Origin of the sequence: Pseudomonas sp. TH37 (assembly GCF_016650735.1) — a bacterium.
Classification (GTDB): domain Bacteria; phylum Pseudomonadota; class Gammaproteobacteria; order Pseudomonadales; family Pseudomonadaceae; genus Aquipseudomonas; species Aquipseudomonas farris.
On record NZ_JAEKFD010000003.1, the window covers coordinates 254643 to 268989 of the forward strand.

18 protein-coding genes are annotated in these 14347 nt (G+C 57.7%); 17 read left to right on the top strand and 1 reads right to left on the bottom strand.

What is annotated here, in order from left to right:
- Window positions 1-269 precede the first annotated feature (269 nt).
- Window positions 270-695: an HIT domain-containing protein gene (locus JFU11_RS10400; RefSeq protein WP_007897048.1), complete on the top strand. Its 426-nt coding sequence runs from the start codon at window positions 270-272 to the stop codon at window positions 693-695.
- 3 nt (window positions 696-698) lie between these two features.
- Entirely contained in the window at window positions 699-905 is a 207-nt protein-coding gene (locus JFU11_RS10405) for a SlyX family protein (RefSeq protein WP_123719289.1), read from the top strand.
- Between the two features lie 76 nt (window positions 906-981).
- Here JFU11_RS10405 and JFU11_RS28275 read toward each other — a convergent pair whose 3' ends face one another.
- Window positions 982-1584 carry a cold-shock protein gene (locus JFU11_RS28275; RefSeq protein ID WP_038981954.1) on the bottom strand — a complete coding sequence of 201 codons (603 nt, stop codon included), beginning with the start codon at window positions 1582-1584 and terminating at the stop codon, window positions 982-984.
- A gap of 464 nt (window positions 1585-2048) precedes the next feature.
- Here JFU11_RS28275 and JFU11_RS10415 point away from each other — a divergent pair, with 464 nt between their 5' ends.
- From JFU11_RS10415 to queE, 15 genes are all read left to right on the top strand, one after another.
- Window positions 2049-2387, top strand: a complete 339-nt coding sequence (locus tag JFU11_RS10415; protein ID WP_123719288.1) for a ribbon-helix-helix domain-containing protein — start codon at window positions 2049-2051, stop codon at window positions 2385-2387.
- A gap of 137 nt (window positions 2388-2524) precedes the next feature.
- Entirely contained in the window at window positions 2525-2746 is a 222-nt protein-coding gene (locus tag JFU11_RS10420; protein WP_010457489.1) for a zinc ribbon domain-containing protein, read from the top strand.
- A 122-nt stretch (window positions 2747-2868) separates the two neighbouring features.
- Window positions 2869-4644, top strand: coding sequence for an aspartate--tRNA ligase (gene aspS / locus JFU11_RS10425; RefSeq protein ID WP_095054358.1), 1776 nt, complete (start codon window positions 2869-2871; stop codon window positions 4642-4644).
- 124 nt (window positions 4645-4768) lie between these two features.
- Entirely contained in the window at window positions 4769-5515 is a 747-nt protein-coding gene (locus JFU11_RS10430) for a YebC/PmpR family DNA-binding transcriptional regulator (protein WP_008072427.1), read from the top strand.
- Between the two features lie 158 nt (window positions 5516-5673).
- Complete coding sequence (gene ruvC, locus JFU11_RS10435; protein ID WP_007897036.1) at window positions 5674-6198, top strand: crossover junction endodeoxyribonuclease RuvC; 525 nt, start codon at window positions 5674-5676, stop codon at window positions 6196-6198.
- Window positions 6199-6313: 115 nt separating this feature from the next.
- A complete protein-coding gene (gene ruvA, locus JFU11_RS10440; protein ID WP_038981959.1) occupies window positions 6314-6928 on the top strand; it encodes a Holliday junction branch migration protein RuvA in 615 nt (204 codons plus the stop codon).
- Window positions 6929-7990 (top strand): Holliday junction branch migration DNA helicase RuvB, encoded by a 1062-nt coding sequence (gene ruvB, locus JFU11_RS10445; RefSeq protein WP_008006678.1) that lies wholly within the window; start codon window positions 6929-6931, stop codon window positions 7988-7990.
- A gap of 127 nt (window positions 7991-8117) precedes the next feature.
- Window positions 8118-8585 (top strand): tol-pal system-associated acyl-CoA thioesterase, encoded by a 468-nt coding sequence (gene ybgC, locus JFU11_RS10450; RefSeq protein ID WP_007897031.1) that lies wholly within the window; start codon window positions 8118-8120, stop codon window positions 8583-8585.
- Window positions 8575-9270: a protein TolQ gene (gene tolQ, locus JFU11_RS10455; protein WP_052964284.1), complete on the top strand. Its 696-nt coding sequence runs from the start codon at window positions 8575-8577 to the stop codon at window positions 9268-9270. Before ybgC ends, tolQ begins: the two co-directional genes overlap by 11 nt.
- A 23-nt stretch (window positions 9271-9293) precedes the next feature.
- Window positions 9294-9746, top strand: coding sequence for a protein TolR (tolR, locus tag JFU11_RS10460; protein ID WP_162556275.1), 453 nt, complete (start codon window positions 9294-9296; stop codon window positions 9744-9746).
- The gene (tolA, locus tag JFU11_RS10465; RefSeq protein WP_201121287.1) at window positions 9746-10825 is read left to right on the top strand and encodes a cell envelope integrity protein TolA; all 1080 of its coding nucleotides are present in this window, start codon (window positions 9746-9748) and stop codon (window positions 10823-10825) included. Before tolR ends, tolA begins: the two co-directional genes overlap by 1 nt.
- A 29-nt stretch (window positions 10826-10854) precedes the next feature.
- The gene (gene tolB, locus JFU11_RS10470) at window positions 10855-12123 is read left to right on the top strand and encodes a Tol-Pal system beta propeller repeat protein TolB (RefSeq protein WP_201060569.1); all 1269 of its coding nucleotides are present in this window, start codon (window positions 10855-10857) and stop codon (window positions 12121-12123) included.
- A 52-nt stretch (window positions 12124-12175) separates the two neighbouring features.
- Window positions 12176-12673, top strand: coding sequence for a peptidoglycan-associated lipoprotein Pal (pal, locus tag JFU11_RS10475; protein WP_003178634.1), 498 nt, complete (start codon window positions 12176-12178; stop codon window positions 12671-12673).
- A 6-nt stretch (window positions 12674-12679) separates the two neighbouring features.
- Window positions 12680-13531, top strand: coding sequence for a tol-pal system protein YbgF (gene ybgF, locus JFU11_RS10480; protein ID WP_201121288.1), 852 nt, complete (start codon window positions 12680-12682; stop codon window positions 13529-13531).
- Window positions 13532-13698: 167 nt separating this feature from the next.
- The gene (gene queE, locus JFU11_RS10485) at window positions 13699-14346 is read left to right on the top strand and encodes a 7-carboxy-7-deazaguanine synthase QueE (protein WP_008072914.1); all 648 of its coding nucleotides are present in this window, start codon (window positions 13699-13701) and stop codon (window positions 14344-14346) included.
- Window position 14347 lies beyond the last annotated feature (1 nt).

Genomic DNA, 14347 nt, shown 5'->3' on the forward strand with positions numbered 1-14347 from the left:
ACCGAATTCACACAGTGTCGCTTTGTGATCGAATCGAGCAGCCCGTTGTTTATCGGTCATTTCGGCATTTTTTGTGCGGCGGCTGGTTCTGTCATGGTGCGTTCCAGATCAAAATGGCTCATGTCGGGGCGCCCGGAGGGCGCTGCAGGCGGCAGTTCGTCGTGAAGCGCGTGGCATTCGCAGGTATGCTGCCGTCCTGTCGCTTGGTGCCGCCGTCTTTTGGTATGGGCGCTAAGCTGAAAAAAGATGACCAGAGGGGAGTGCGCGCTGTGTTCGCTTTAGATCCACGACTTCAACAAGACACGTTGCCGATCGGCGATTTCCCGCTCTGTCGGTTGCTGTTGTCCAATGATTCGAACTACCCATGGTTCATCCTCGTGCCACGCCGCGAGGATATCAGTGAGATATTTCAGTTAGATGTCGCAGATCAACAGCAGCTGTGGCAGGAAACGACCGCGCTGGCGGAAATGCTCAAGGATTCGTTCGATGCGGACAAATTGAACGTCGCGGCCTTGGGTAATGTCGTCAGTCAGTTGCACATGCATGTGATTGTGCGCAAGCGTGAGGACGCTGCCTGGCCGGCTCCGGTCTGGGGCAAGCAGCAGGCTTTACCCTACAGTCCGGAGCAGATCGCGACGATTCGCGAACGGCTGCGCCTGGTGTTGACCGATGATTTCACGTTTCTGGAGGGTTGAGTCATGAGCCTGGAAGAACGCGTTACCGATCTGGAAAGCCAGTTGGCGTTTCAGGATGACACCATCCAGACATTGAATGATGTGCTGGCGACGCAGCAGCGCGCAGTGGAGCGCCTGCAACTGCAAATGGCCGCATTGCTCAAGCGGCAAGAGGAAATGGCCGGTCAGTTCGAGTCCTTCGAAGAAGAGGCGCCACCGCCGCATTACTGAGCCGCATTAGTGAAAAGCAGGTCATAAAAAAACCGCGAACAGCCTGGGCTGTTCGCGGTTTTTTTTAGCCTTGGAGTCAGCGACGCGGCAGGGCGGCGATCACATCTTCGGCTTGCAGGCCTTTGTCACGGTTCATGACAGAGAACTCCACGCGCTGGCCTTCGACCAGAACACGGTGGCCTTCACCGCGAATTGCCCGGAAGTGCACAAAAATATCATCACCGGAATCACGGGAAATAAAGCCGAAGCCTTTGGAGGTGTTGAACCATTTAACGGTGCCAGTATCGCGGTTGCTCATGTCATAGCTTGGCGAGGCGGCGGCCGGTGAAGATTTGTAGAAGCTGACGGCCAGGTGCAGAAAAATGGCGATCAGGGCAACGACCAGACTGAACAGAACGGCAGGTTGACCGGCGATGACAGGCATCGGGGCGATCAGCGTCAGGGTTTGCAGCACGACAGCCAGAACCAGCAGGGCGCTGACCAGGTTTTGCAGTTGATGACGCGGGCCTTTGTTCCAGTATGGGATAACAGGTGCAAGGGTGAGGTTGAGCAGGCCGAAAAAGGCCAGGTACAGCGCATCAGGTTGTTGCAGGTAAGGTACCGCTTCGGATCGCAGGCTAGGGATGAAGGACAGCAGCAGGGCTGCTGCGCCCATTAGCAGGTGGACGATTTTCAACATTTTGATTAACTCACGTTAAGACGGATCACAAGGAAGAGCTGATGGAGCACGGTTCGCTTCAGAACAATAAGAGGCGTTGGACACGTACCCGGTATCAGCCTATGCGCAACCCCCGGAAAATAGGCGGTAGCGACACACTGCCTATTTAACAGCAAAGCCCGCGTCTACTCAAATCAGGCAGTCCAGCGGTGCTTTCCACTGGCCGGTGTGCGAATGACGCTTGCTGAGTGTTGTTCGCGCGCAGTGTTCCTAGGATCTTTTGCCTTTTCATTGAGTGATGTTGCGTCAGTTCTTGTGGGAAAACGTCCGGCCTAGGACGTGCTCCATGATCTCCCCTCCGTTGTTGGCTTATCCTACGTTGATGGTCATAAAGTCATCTGGATATGCCTGTGCGCCTGCGCTTTTATAAGGAAACGGAATATGACTCTTATAAGCAGCAAGGATGGCAAAGGAGTGTCAACGGTATGGTTCATGAAGACAGGCGAAACGAGGGGAGGGTCGGTCCACTCAAGGACGTAAGGATTGATTCATTAGTCAGCGAATTCGATATTGGCCTGGCCCAGCCATTGTCCCGGTCAGTGCGTTTGAATGGCTTTGCGACCTGTTTGCGGCTGGAGCAGGTCTATTGGGATATTTTGGGTGATATGGCCAAGGTCAATTGCTGCTCGGTCAGTGCGCTGTTGTCCCACGTGGATCGCGAAGTGCATCTGCGTCATGGCGGGGTGAAGAACTTCACCGGGCTGGTGCGCGTGGTCTGCGTCGTGCACAGCCTGAAGGAGGGAAGTTGCCTCGTCATGGCTTAGCGGTTGGTGGTTGATCGGGTCGAGTGTCGGTCTGTGCAGTCTTACGGCTGCACAGGCTGCATTTAATGGATATAATCCCGCCCTTTGCCGCAAAGCCCAGCATGCGCGGTAGCAATCTGATCGCCGAGACAACCCCCATGCCGATGTACGACTATCAATGTGCTTCCTGTGGTCATCAGTTGGAAGCCATTCAAAAGATCAGCGCAGCACCGCTGGTCGACTGCCCTGCCTGCCAGGCGCCAGAGCTTAAAAAGATGCTGTCCATGCCGGGCTTCCGCCTCAGCGGCACCGGCTGGTACGAAACCGACTTCAAGACCGGTTCCAAGAAGAATCTGGCCGGTGGCGACAAAGCTGACTAGGGTCTAGCGCCCGGGCTGAATGACACGCGTGAGCTCTTGCATCATCTGGCACCTTGTTTAAGTGTGGGGGTGCGGCAAGACCTCCAACCGAATTTCGAATTACGAGAAGTGAAACCACTACCATGATGCGCAGCCATTATTGCGGCCAACTGAACGAAAGCCTGGAAGGCCAGGAAATTACCCTTTGCGGATGGGTTCACCGTCGCCGTGACCACGGTGGGGTGATTTTCCTCGATATCCGTGATCGTGACGGTCTGGCTCAGGTGGTGTTCGACCCGGACCGCGCTGAATCCTTCGCCGCCGCCGATCGCGTGCGCAGCGAATATGTGGTGAAGATCACCGGCAAGGTTCGCCTGCGTCCGGCCGGTGCCACCAACGCCAACATGGCGTCGGGCATGATCGAAGTGCTGGGCTACGAGCTGGAAGTATTGAACGAAGCGGAAACCCCGCCGTTCCCGCTCAACGAGTTCTCCGACGTTGGCGAAGAAACCCGCCTGCGTTATCGCTTCCTCGACCTGCGTCGCCCGGAAATGCTCGAGAAGCTGCGTCTGCGTTCGCGCATGACCACCAGCATCCGTCGCTTCCTGGACGAGAACGGCTTCCTCGATGTCGAAACGCCGATTCTGACCCGCGCCACGCCAGAAGGCGCTCGCGACTACCTGGTGCCGAGCCGTACTCACGCAGGCAGCTTCTTCGCCTTGCCGCAATCGCCACAGCTGTTCAAGCAGCTGCTGATGGTCGCCGGCTTCGACCGTTACTACCAGATCGCCAAGTGCTTCCGCGACGAAGATCTGCGCGCCGACCGTCAGCCGGAGTTCACCCAGATCGACATCGAGACCAGCTTCCTCGATGAAAAAGAGATCATGGGCATCACCGAACAAATGATCCGCAACCTGTTCAAGGAGGTGCTGGACCTGGAGTTCGGCGACTTCCCGCACATGACCTTCGAAGAGGCCATGCGTCGTTACGGTTCCGACAAGCCGGACCTGCGTAACCCGCTGGAACTGGTTGACGTTGCCGATCAACTGAAAGAAGTCGACTTCAAGGTGTTCAGCGGCCCTGCCAACGACCCGAAATGCCGCGTTGCCGCTCTGCGCGTTCCAGGCGCGGCAAGCATGCCGCGCAGCAAGATCGACGACTACACCAAGTTCGTCGGCATCTACGGTGCCAAGGGCCTGGCGTACATCAAGGTCAACGAGCGCGCCAAAGGCGTCGAAGGTCTGCAATCGCCGATCGTCAAGAACATCCCTGAAGCCAACCTCAATGTGATCCTTGATCGCGTTGGTGCGGTTGACGGCGACATCGTGTTCTTCGGTGCCGACAAAGCCAAGATCGTCAGCGAAGCCCTGGGCGCGCTGCGGATCAAGGTCGGTCACGATCTGAACCTGCTGACCTGCGAGTGGGCCCCGATGTGGGTCGTCGACTTCCCGATGTTCGAAGAAAACGACGACGGCAGCTTCACCGCGTTGCACCACCCGTTCACCGCGCCGAAGTGCACCCCGGAAGAATTGGAAGCCAACCCGGCAGCCGCGCTGTCCCGTGCCTACGACATGGTCCTGAACGGCACCGAGCTGGGTGGCGGTTCGATCCGTATCCACCGCAAGGAAATGCAACAGTCGGTGTTCCGTCTGCTGGGTATCAGTGAAGCGGAACAGGAAGAGAAATTCGGCTTCCTGCTCGACGCCCTGAAATACGGCGCGCCGCCGCACGGTGGCCTGGCCTTCGGTCTGGACCGTCTGGTGATGCTGATGACCGGCGCCCAGTCGATCCGTGAAGTGATCGCCTTCCCGAAAACCCAGAGCGCTGCCTGCGTCATGACTCAGGCTCCGGGTCTGGTGGATGCCAAGGCATTGCGCGAACTGCACATTCGTCTGCGCGAAACGCCAAAGGCTGAGTAAGGCTGACCTTGTGGGCGCATCTTCGGATGCGCCCCTTCTTTATAGATAGGGTCGAGATTTTTTTTTGCTGGCTGGCGCATCATGGCGTGGCGGGCAATGTTTCAAAGATAATTCGGAGCGAGTTATGGCGGGTCATTCCAAGTGGGCGAACATCAAGCACCGCAAAGAACGTCAGGATGCCAAGAAGGGCAAGATTTTCACCAAGTGGATTCGTGAACTGACGGTTGCTGCTCGTCAGGGGGGCGGTGATCCCGGCTCCAACCCGCGTTTGCGTCTGGCGCTGGATAAAGCGCTGGGTGCGAACATGAGCCGCGACATCATCGACCGCGCGGTTGCTCGCGGTGCCGGTGCCGCCGATACCGACGACATGGTCGAACTGACCTACGAAGGTTACGGCCCGGGCGGTGTGGCGGTGATGGTCGAATGCATGACCGACAACCGCAACCGCACCGCAGCCGCTGTTCGCCATGCGTTCAGCAAGTGCGGCGGCAACCTCGGCACCGACGGTTCGGTGGCCTACCTGTTCGAGCGCAAGGGGCAAATTTCCTTCGCGCCAGGTGTTGATGAGGATGCGCTGATGGAAGCGGCCATGGAGGCCGACGCCGATGACGTGGTAACCCACGAAGACGGCTCGATCGACGTGTTCACCTCTTTCGCCGGCTTCTATTCCGTGCGCAACGCTTTGGAGGCTGCTGGCTTCAAGGGCGATGACGCGGAAATCGTCATGCTGCCGACCACCAGTGCCGAACTGGACCTGGAAGGCGCCGAGAAGGTACTGAAGCTGATCGACATGCTTGAAGACCTGGACGACGTGCAAAACGTGTATTCCAACGCCGACATTCCAGAGTCGGTGGCCGCACAGCTCGGATAAGGGCGACTAAGATTCAGTGTGGGAGCTGGCTTGCCTGCGATGGCGGCGTGTCAGGCTACATCATTGTTTGATGTGCCTACGCCATCGCAGGCAAGCCAGCTCCCACATTTGTTATTCGCTGTATTGAATATCGTGCTCTTACCTAACCCGCAGGCGTTATGACTTTAATTCTTGGTATCGACCCCGGTTCGCGTATCACCGGTTATGGCGTGGTACGTGATACCGGGCGTGGCTGCGTGTACGTGGCGTCGGGCTGCATTCGCACGGGCTCCGGCGAGCTGCATGAGCGCCTGCAAATCGTCTATCGGGGCGTGCGTGAAGTCATTCAGACCTACGGCCCGGTGACCATGGGCATTGAAAAAGTCTTCATGGCGCGCAATGCCGACTCCGCCCTCAAGCTCGGTCAGGCCCGCGGCGCAGCCATCGTGGCCGGTGCCGAGGAAAGCCTGGAAATCGCCGAATACACCGCGACCCAGGTCAAACAGGCGGTGACCGGCACCGGCGGGGCGAACAAAGAACAAGTGCAAATGATGGTCATGCACATGCTGAAATTGACCAGCAAGCCGCAAATCGATGCTTCGGATGCCCTGGCCATCGCGATTTGCCACGCTCACACCCGTTCCAGCCTGTTGCCTCATGGTCTGGGTACAGCACGCAGTCGTGGCGGGCGCCTGCGTCTCTGATAGCATCAGCAATCATTTTTTATGGAATGAGGGTTTTGCGCCTGTGTTGTCGGCGCAAAACCCTCGTTCTGTCAGTCGCCAGCACTGATCTGGCCAAGGCTCAAGGATCTGAAACGTGATTGGACGCTTGCGCGGCACTTTGGCTGAGAAACAGCCGCCGCACCTGATTCTGGATGTAAACGGTCTGGGGTATGAGCTGGAAGTACCCATGACCACGCTTTATCGTTTGCCGTCGGTCGGTGAACCGCTGACCTTGCACACCCATTTGGTCGTACGCGAAGACGCGCAGTTACTCTATGGCTTCTTTGGCAAGCGCGAGCGAGACTTTTTCCGCGAGCTGATCCGTCTCAATGGTGTGGGGCCGAAACTGGCGCTGGCCTTGATGTCGAGTCTGGAGGTCGACGAACTGGTTCGTTGCGTGCAGTCCCAGGACACTTCGGCGCTGACCAAGGTGCCGGGCGTGGGCAAGAAGACGGCCGAGCGTTTGCTGGTGGAACTCAAGGACCGCTTCAAAGCGTGGGAAACCGTGCCGGCAATGTTCGCGTTGGTGCCAAACCAGCCGGGTGGGCCAGATGCGCCTCCGGTCGCCACCGCCGAAAATGACGCGGTCAGCGCGCTGATTTCCCTGGGCTACAAGCCGCAGGAGGCCAGCAAGGCGATTTCCGCGATCAAGGAGAAAGGTTTGAGCAGTGAAGACATGATTCGTCGTGCCCTTAAGGGAATGATCTAAGTGATTGAAGCTGATCGTCTGATCGCCGCCACGGGAGGTCCCCGTGACCGCGAGGAAGTCCAGGACCGGGCGATTCGTCCCGTCAGCCTGGCCGAATACATTGGCCAGCCGACCGTTCGCGAGCAAATGGAGTTGTTCATCCAGGCCGCGCGCGGACGCAATGAATCCCTGGACCACACGCTGATTTTCGGCCCGCCGGGCCTGGGTAAAACCACCCTGGCCAACATCATTGCCCAGGAAATGGGTGTGTCGATCAAAAGCACCTCGGGGCCGGTCCTCGAGCGTCCGGGTGATTTGGCGGCGTTGCTGACCAACCTTGAACCCCATGACGTGCTGTTCATCGACGAGATCCATCGGTTGTCGCCGATCGTCGAAGAAGTGCTGTACCCGGCCATGGAAGATTTCCAGCTCGACATCATGATTGGCGAAGGGCCGGCCGCGCGCTCGATCAAACTCGATCTGCCGCCGTTCACCCTGGTCGGCGCAACCACCCGGGCCGGCATGCTGACCAACCCGTTGCGCGACCGTTTCGGGATCGTTCAGCGTCTGGAGTTCTACAACACCGCCGACCTGGCAACGATTGTCAGCCGTTCGGCGAACATTCTCGGTTTGCCGCTGGACCCGGAAGGCGCCTTCGAAATCGCCCGCCGTGCCCGTGGCACGCCGCGGATCGCCAACCGCTTGCTGCGTCGGGTCCGGGATTTTGCCGAGGTCCGCGCCAAGGGCCACATCACCAAGCCGATCGCCGACCTGGCGCTGAACCTGCTGGATGTCGACGAGCGTGGTTTCGATCATCAGGACCGACGCCTGCTGCTGACCATGATCGAGAAATTCGACGGTGGGCCGGTGGGGGTGGACAGTCTGGCGGCGGCGATCAGCGAAGAACGCCACACCATTGAAGACGTGCTGGAGCCATATTTGATCCAGCAGGGCTATATCATGCGCACTCCGCGGGGGCGGGTGGTCACTCGGCATGCGTACCTGCACTTCGGTTTAAACATCCCGTCACGATTAGGCGAGATGCCCGTGGTAGACGAGTTCCTCGATGCCGTGGACGATTAGTCACCTTTGCGCGCTGATTTATTCGGGGTTTGTGCTGTCCCAGGACCGTACTTTCGCCAGAAAGCCGCGAATCAATGAAAAACAGTTGCCTGGCCGGATTGGCAACCTGAGGAGTAAGCACTAGAGTATGCGCGCGCAAAACGGGCTTGAGCCTTTCGCACATCGTTGTCGCGTTTATTACGAGGACACCGATGCGGGCGGCATCGTGTATTACGTCAATTACCTCAAGTTTATGGAACGGGCTCGAACCGAGCGGCTCCGAGAGCTGGGCTTTGCCCAGTCGGCGCTGGCAGGGGAGGACCTGTTGTTTGTCGTGCATTCCAGCGAAGCGCGTTACCACGCGCCGGCGCGACTGGACGACGAACTGCTGGTAAGCGCTGAAGTAATTGAATTGAACCGGGTCAGCCTGCGCTTCAAGCAGCAAGTCAGGCGGGCTACGGATAATGCGCTGCTCTGCGAAGGGCAGTTTCTGGTGGCCTGTGTGCGCACCAACAGTTTAAAACCCCGGGCCATTCCCGAAGCTCTACGTGCGGCCTTTGCCGACGTGAGCGGCGCGGGTACACACTCAAAGCAGGAGATAAAGCGTGGAAGCTAACGTCGTCGACCATTCCTCCATGTGGAGCCTGGTCAGCAATGCCAGTATTGTGGTGCAACTGGTAATGCTGATCCTGGTAGCCGCATCGGTGACCTCATGGATCATGATTTTTCAGCGCAGCAACTTGCTGCGCGCCGGTCGACGTGCCCTGGAGAGCTTTGAAGAGCGCTTCTGGTCTGGCATCGACCTGTCCAAACTCTACCGTCAGGCCGGTAGCAACCCTGATCCGGATTCGGGCGTCGAGCAGATCTTCCGTGCCGGCTTCAAGGAGTTCTCCCGTCTGCGTCAGCAGGCAGGCGTTGACCCGGAAGCGGTCATGGAAGGCGTGGCCCGTGCCATGCGCGTGGCCATCTCCCGCGAGGAAGAAAAGCTCGAGCAGAGCCTGCCATTCCTCGCCACCGTCGGTTCCGTCAGCCCGTACATCGGTCTGTTCGGTACGGTCTGGGGCATCATGAACTCCTTCCGTGGTCTGGCAACTGCCCAGCAAGCGACCCTGGCCACTGTGGCCCCGGGTATTGCCGAAGCACTGATTGCTACCGCGATCGGTCTGTTCGCCGCCATCCCGGCCGTTATCGCTTACAACCGTTTTGCTGCTCGCAGCGAAACCCTGCTGGGCCGTTACTACACCTTCGCCGACGAATTCCAGGCGATCCTGCACCGCAAAGTGCACACCAGCGAAGAATAAGCAGGTAATTTCCAATGGCTTTAATCGCTCGAGCTCGCAAAAAGCGCAAGCCGGTTGCCGAGATGAACGTGGTGCCTTACATCGACGTGATGTTGGTACTGCTGGTCATCTTCATGGTGACCGCGCCGATGCTCAATCAGGGCGTGAAAGTTGATCTGCCCAAGGTTTCCAGCGAAGCCTTGCCGCAGGACAACAACACTCAGGTCCTGACCATTTCGATCAAGTCTGACAAGACCTACTACTGGAACCTTGGCAGCGAAGTCGACACCGAAAAGCAGCAGGACAAGGCCATGACCTTGCCGCAAATGACTGACGCGGTGACCAAGATCATTCGCGCCGGTACTGAAGGCGGCAAGCGTACCCAGGTATTCATTCGCGGCGACAAGACTGTCGATTACGGCTCCGTCATGGGCGCGATGGGCGGGTTGCAGAAAGCCGGGGTCGGTAATGTTGGCTTGATTACCGAGGCACCCTGATGCAGCAAATGCGAGAGCCGTCCGCCTCGGAAAGCTACTTCTGGCCTAGTGTCTGGGCGATTGTCTTGCACGTGCTGGTTTTCGGCATGCTGTTTGTCAGTTTCGCCTTCACACCGGAGCTGCCGCCGGCCAAGCCGATCGTCCAGGCGACCCTGTACCAGTTGAAATCGAAAAGTCGGGCGACCACCCAAACCAATCAGAAGATTGCGGGTGAAGCGCAGAAATCTGCTGCGCGCCAGACCGAAGTCGAACAGATGGAACAGAAAAAGATCGAGCAGGAAGCGATCAAGGCCGCGGAACAAAAGAAGGAAGATGCGGCTCAAAAAGCCGAAGAATCCAAGAAGGCCGACGAGGCGAAGAAAGCGGAAGAGGCAAAAAAGGCTGATGAAGCCAAGAAAGCCGATGAAGCCAAGAAGACCGCCGAAGCCAAAAAGGCCGAAGAGAAACAATTGGCTGATATAGCCAAGAAGAAATCTGAAGAAGAAGCCAAGAAAGCTGCTGAAGAAGAGGCCAAGAAAGCGGCCGCTGAAGAAGCGAAGAAAAAGATCGTCGAAGACGCGAAGAAGAAAGCCGCGGAAGACGCCAAGAAGAAATCTGAAGCTGAAGAGGCGAAGAAGAAAGTCGCCGAAGACGCGAAGAAGAAAGCTGCTGCCGATGCCGCGAAGAAAAAATCGCAGGAAGCGGCACGTAAATCCGTCGATGAGAAAAAGGCTCAGGCCCTGGCAGATTTGCTTTCCGACACGCCGCAGCGTCAGCAGGCCTTGGCCGATGAGCAGGGTGACGAAGTCGCCGGCAACTTCGATGACCTGATTCGCTCGCGTGCTTCTGAAGGTTGGGCGCAGCCACCGTCGGCCCGCAAGGGCATGAAAGTGATCCTGCAAATCAACATGCTGCCTGACGGAACGATCTCCGGCGTATCGGTTGCCCGTTCCAGTGGTGATGTGCCGTTCGACAGTTCAGCGGTAGCGGCGGTAAAAAATATTGGTCGATTGACCGAAATGCAGGGTCTGAAGCCAGCTGATTTCGCACCCTATCGTTCATTCAAGATGACATTCACACCTGAGGATCTAGCCTTGTGAGAAACCTTCTTCGAGGACTGCTTGTAGTCATGTTCTGCTTTGCGGGACTGGCCACGGCAGATGAAAAAAATATCCTGGTCAGCAGTGGTAGCTCCCAGGCAACTCCAATTGCCGTAGTGCCATTCGGTTTCCAGGGTGGCACCGTGCTGCCGGATGACATGGCCGAAATCATCGGTAACGACCTGCGTAACTCGGGTTACTACGCACCGATTCCAAAGCAGAACATGATCAGCCAGCCAAGCCAGGCGAGCGAAATCATTTTCCGTGACTGGAAGGCTGTTGGCGCCCAGTACATTATGGTCGGCAGTATCGTTCCAGCGGGCGGTCGCCTGCAGGTTCAATACGCACTGTTCAACGTCGCCACCGAGCAGCAAGTGCTGACCGGCAGCGTGTCGGGCAGCGTCGATCAACTGCGCGACATGGCGCACTACATCTCCGACCAGTCGTTCGAGAAACTCACCGGTATCAAAGGTGCGTTCTCGACTCGTCTGCTGTACGTGACGGCCGAGCGGTTCTCCGAGAAGAACACTCGCTACACGCTGCAACGTTCGGACTATGACGGTGCCCGTGCCGTGACGCTGCTGCAATCGCGCGAGCCAATCCTGTCGCCGCGTTTTGCACCGGATGGCAAGCGTATTGCCTACGTGTCGTTCGAGCAGAAGCGTCCGCGCATTTTCATGCAGAACATCGACACCGGTCGCCGTGAGCAGATCACCAACTTCGAAGGCCTGAATGGTGCGCCAGCATGGTCGCCGGATGGTCAGCGCCTGGCGTTCGTACTGTCGAAAGACGGCAACCCGGACATTTATGTAATGAACCTGGGTTCGCGTCAGATCAGTCGCGTCACCAACGGTCAAGGCATCAACACCGAACCGTTCTGGGGTAAAGATGGTTCTACCATCTACTTCACCTCCGACCGTGGCGGTAAGCCACAGATCTACAAAACCAGCGCAAGCGGTGGTGGTGCGGAGCGTGTGACCTTTATCGGTAACTACAACGCCAACCCTAAACTGTCGGCCGATGAAAAGACCCTGGTGATGATCCATCGTCAGGAAGGCTTCACCAATTTCAAGGTGGCAGCCCAGGATTTGCAGCGAGGTAGTGTAAAGATCCTCACTGATAGCACTCTGGACGAGTCACCTACTGTTGCGCCCAACGGCACCATGGTAATCTACGCCACCCGCCAGCAGGGCCGGGGAGTCTTGATGCTCGTGTCCATTAATGGACGCGTAAGGCTCCCGCTTCCTACCGCACAAGGCGAAGTCAGAGAACCTTCCTGGTCCCCTTACCTGAACTGACGCGGCGCTACACGTTGTACTTAACACACTGGGGTTCATTAGGAGTTTCACGATGGAAATGCTGAAGTTTGGTAAATTTGCTGCGCTGGCTCTGGCCATGGCTGTAGCTGTAGGTTGCTCGTCCAAAGGCGGCGACAATGCCGGTGAAGGCGCTGTTGATCCAAACGCTGGTTACGGCGCAAACACTGGTGCTGTTGACGGCTCCCTGAGCGAAGAAGCTGCTCTGCGCGCAATCACCACCTTCTACTTCGAATACGACAGCTCGGACCTGAAGCCAGAAGCCATGCGCGCTCTGGACGTTCACGCCAAAGACCTGAAAGCAAACGGCGCTCGCGTTGTTCTGGAAGGCAACACCGACGAACGTGGTACTCGTGAGTACAACATGGCACTGGGCGAGCGTCGTGCGAAAGCCGTTCAGCGCTACCTGGTACTGCAAGGTGTTTCCCCAGCTCAGCTGGAACTGGTTTCCTACGGCGAAGAGCGTCCAGTTGCTACCGGCAACGACGAGCAGTCCTGGGCTCAAAACCGTCGCGTCGAACTGCGTAAGTAATTCGTCATGCGAACGTGCCGTCGTGCTGTAACTGTTTTGGCTCTCAGCCTCGCACCGCTTGCGGTGTGGGCTGCGGTTCCTGTGGTCGAGGACAACTCCGGCTATAACAATAGCGGGAGTAGTTATCCGCCTGCGGGTTACGGTACGAACGGCGCCTATGCCGGGGGAGGGGTTTCGGCCCCTGTCTCGGCACAGGGCGAGCTGTTCAACCAACTGCAATCGATGCAGGAGCAGATCTCACGCCAACAGGGTGTGATCGAAGTTCTGCAAAATGATGTAGCGCGCATGAAGCAAGAGAACCTGGAGCGATATCAGGATCTTGATCGGCGCATAGGAACCGGCGTTGCACCAGCCGCGACTCCTGATAATTCTTCCACCGGTGGCAATTTGAATGCCCCCGGAGCAGCAGCTGGCGCAGGTGCCGGAGCGGCAGCCGCTGCCACTTCCACACAAGCGCCTGCCGCGGGCGGCGAACCGGCTGATCCGGCGAAGGAAAAACTGTATTACGATGCAGCCTTCGACCTGATCAAAGCCAAGGATTTCGACAAGGCCAGCCAGGCTTTCGCCGCATTTCTGCGCAAATACCCGAACAGCCAATACGCGGGCAATGCCCAGTACTGGTTGGGTGAAGTGAACCTGGCCAAAGGCGATCTGCAAGGTGCAGGTCAGGCATTTGCCAAGGTTTCGCAGCTGTACCCCAAGCACCCCAAAGTGCCTGATTCGCTGTACAAGCTCGCTGATGTAGAGCGCCGCCTCGGTCATACCGACAGGGTCAAAGGCATTCTGCAGCAGGTTGTGTCCCAATATCCGGGTACTTCCGCCGCTCAGTTGGCCCAGCGTGATCTGCAAAAAATGTAAGGGCTGCTTGACCCGTTTCGAAGAAATCCGCGCTTGTCGCGGGTTTTTTCGTTAGAATTCACCCCCTTTTTATGAAACACGCTTTTTGGGATCTGCGCGTTGGCGAGGTTCCTTGAAGTGCCTGACGGAGGCGGACAGCCTGTTTAGCTGTTACGCCCGTGGCGACTATGCAAGACACATTGAGAATCACCGAAGTTTTCTACTCGTTGCAGGGGGAAACGCGGACTGCCGGGCTGCCCACTGTTTTTGTGCGCCTGACCGGTTGCCCATTGCGTTGCCAATACTGCGACAGCGCCTACGCGTTCACTGGCGGCACCATTCGCACGCTCGACGACATCCTCGAGCAAGTGGCCGGTTTTCGTCCGCGTTATGTTTGTGTCACGGGTGGCGAACCCCTGGCGCAACCGAATGCCATTCCCTTGCTCAAGCAGTTGTGTGACGCCGGCTACGAAGTGTCCCTGGAAACCAGTGGCGCGCTGGATATCTCGGCGGTCGATCCACGGGTCAGTCGCGTCGTCGACCTGAAAACCCCGGGTTCGAAAGAAGCGCACCGTAACCGCTACGAGAACATCGAGCTGCTCACGCCTAACGATCAGGTAAAGTTTGTCATCTGCTCGCGGGAAGACTACGACTGGGCCGTTTCCAAGCTGATTCAATACGGTCTGGATCAGCGTGCCGGCGAAGTCCTGTTCTCGCCGAGCCACCATGACCTGAACGCGCGTGATCTGGCGGACTGGGTGGTGGCGGACAATCTGCCTGTGCGTCTGCAATTGCAGCTGCATAAATATCTTTGGAACGACGAGCCGGGGCGCTGAA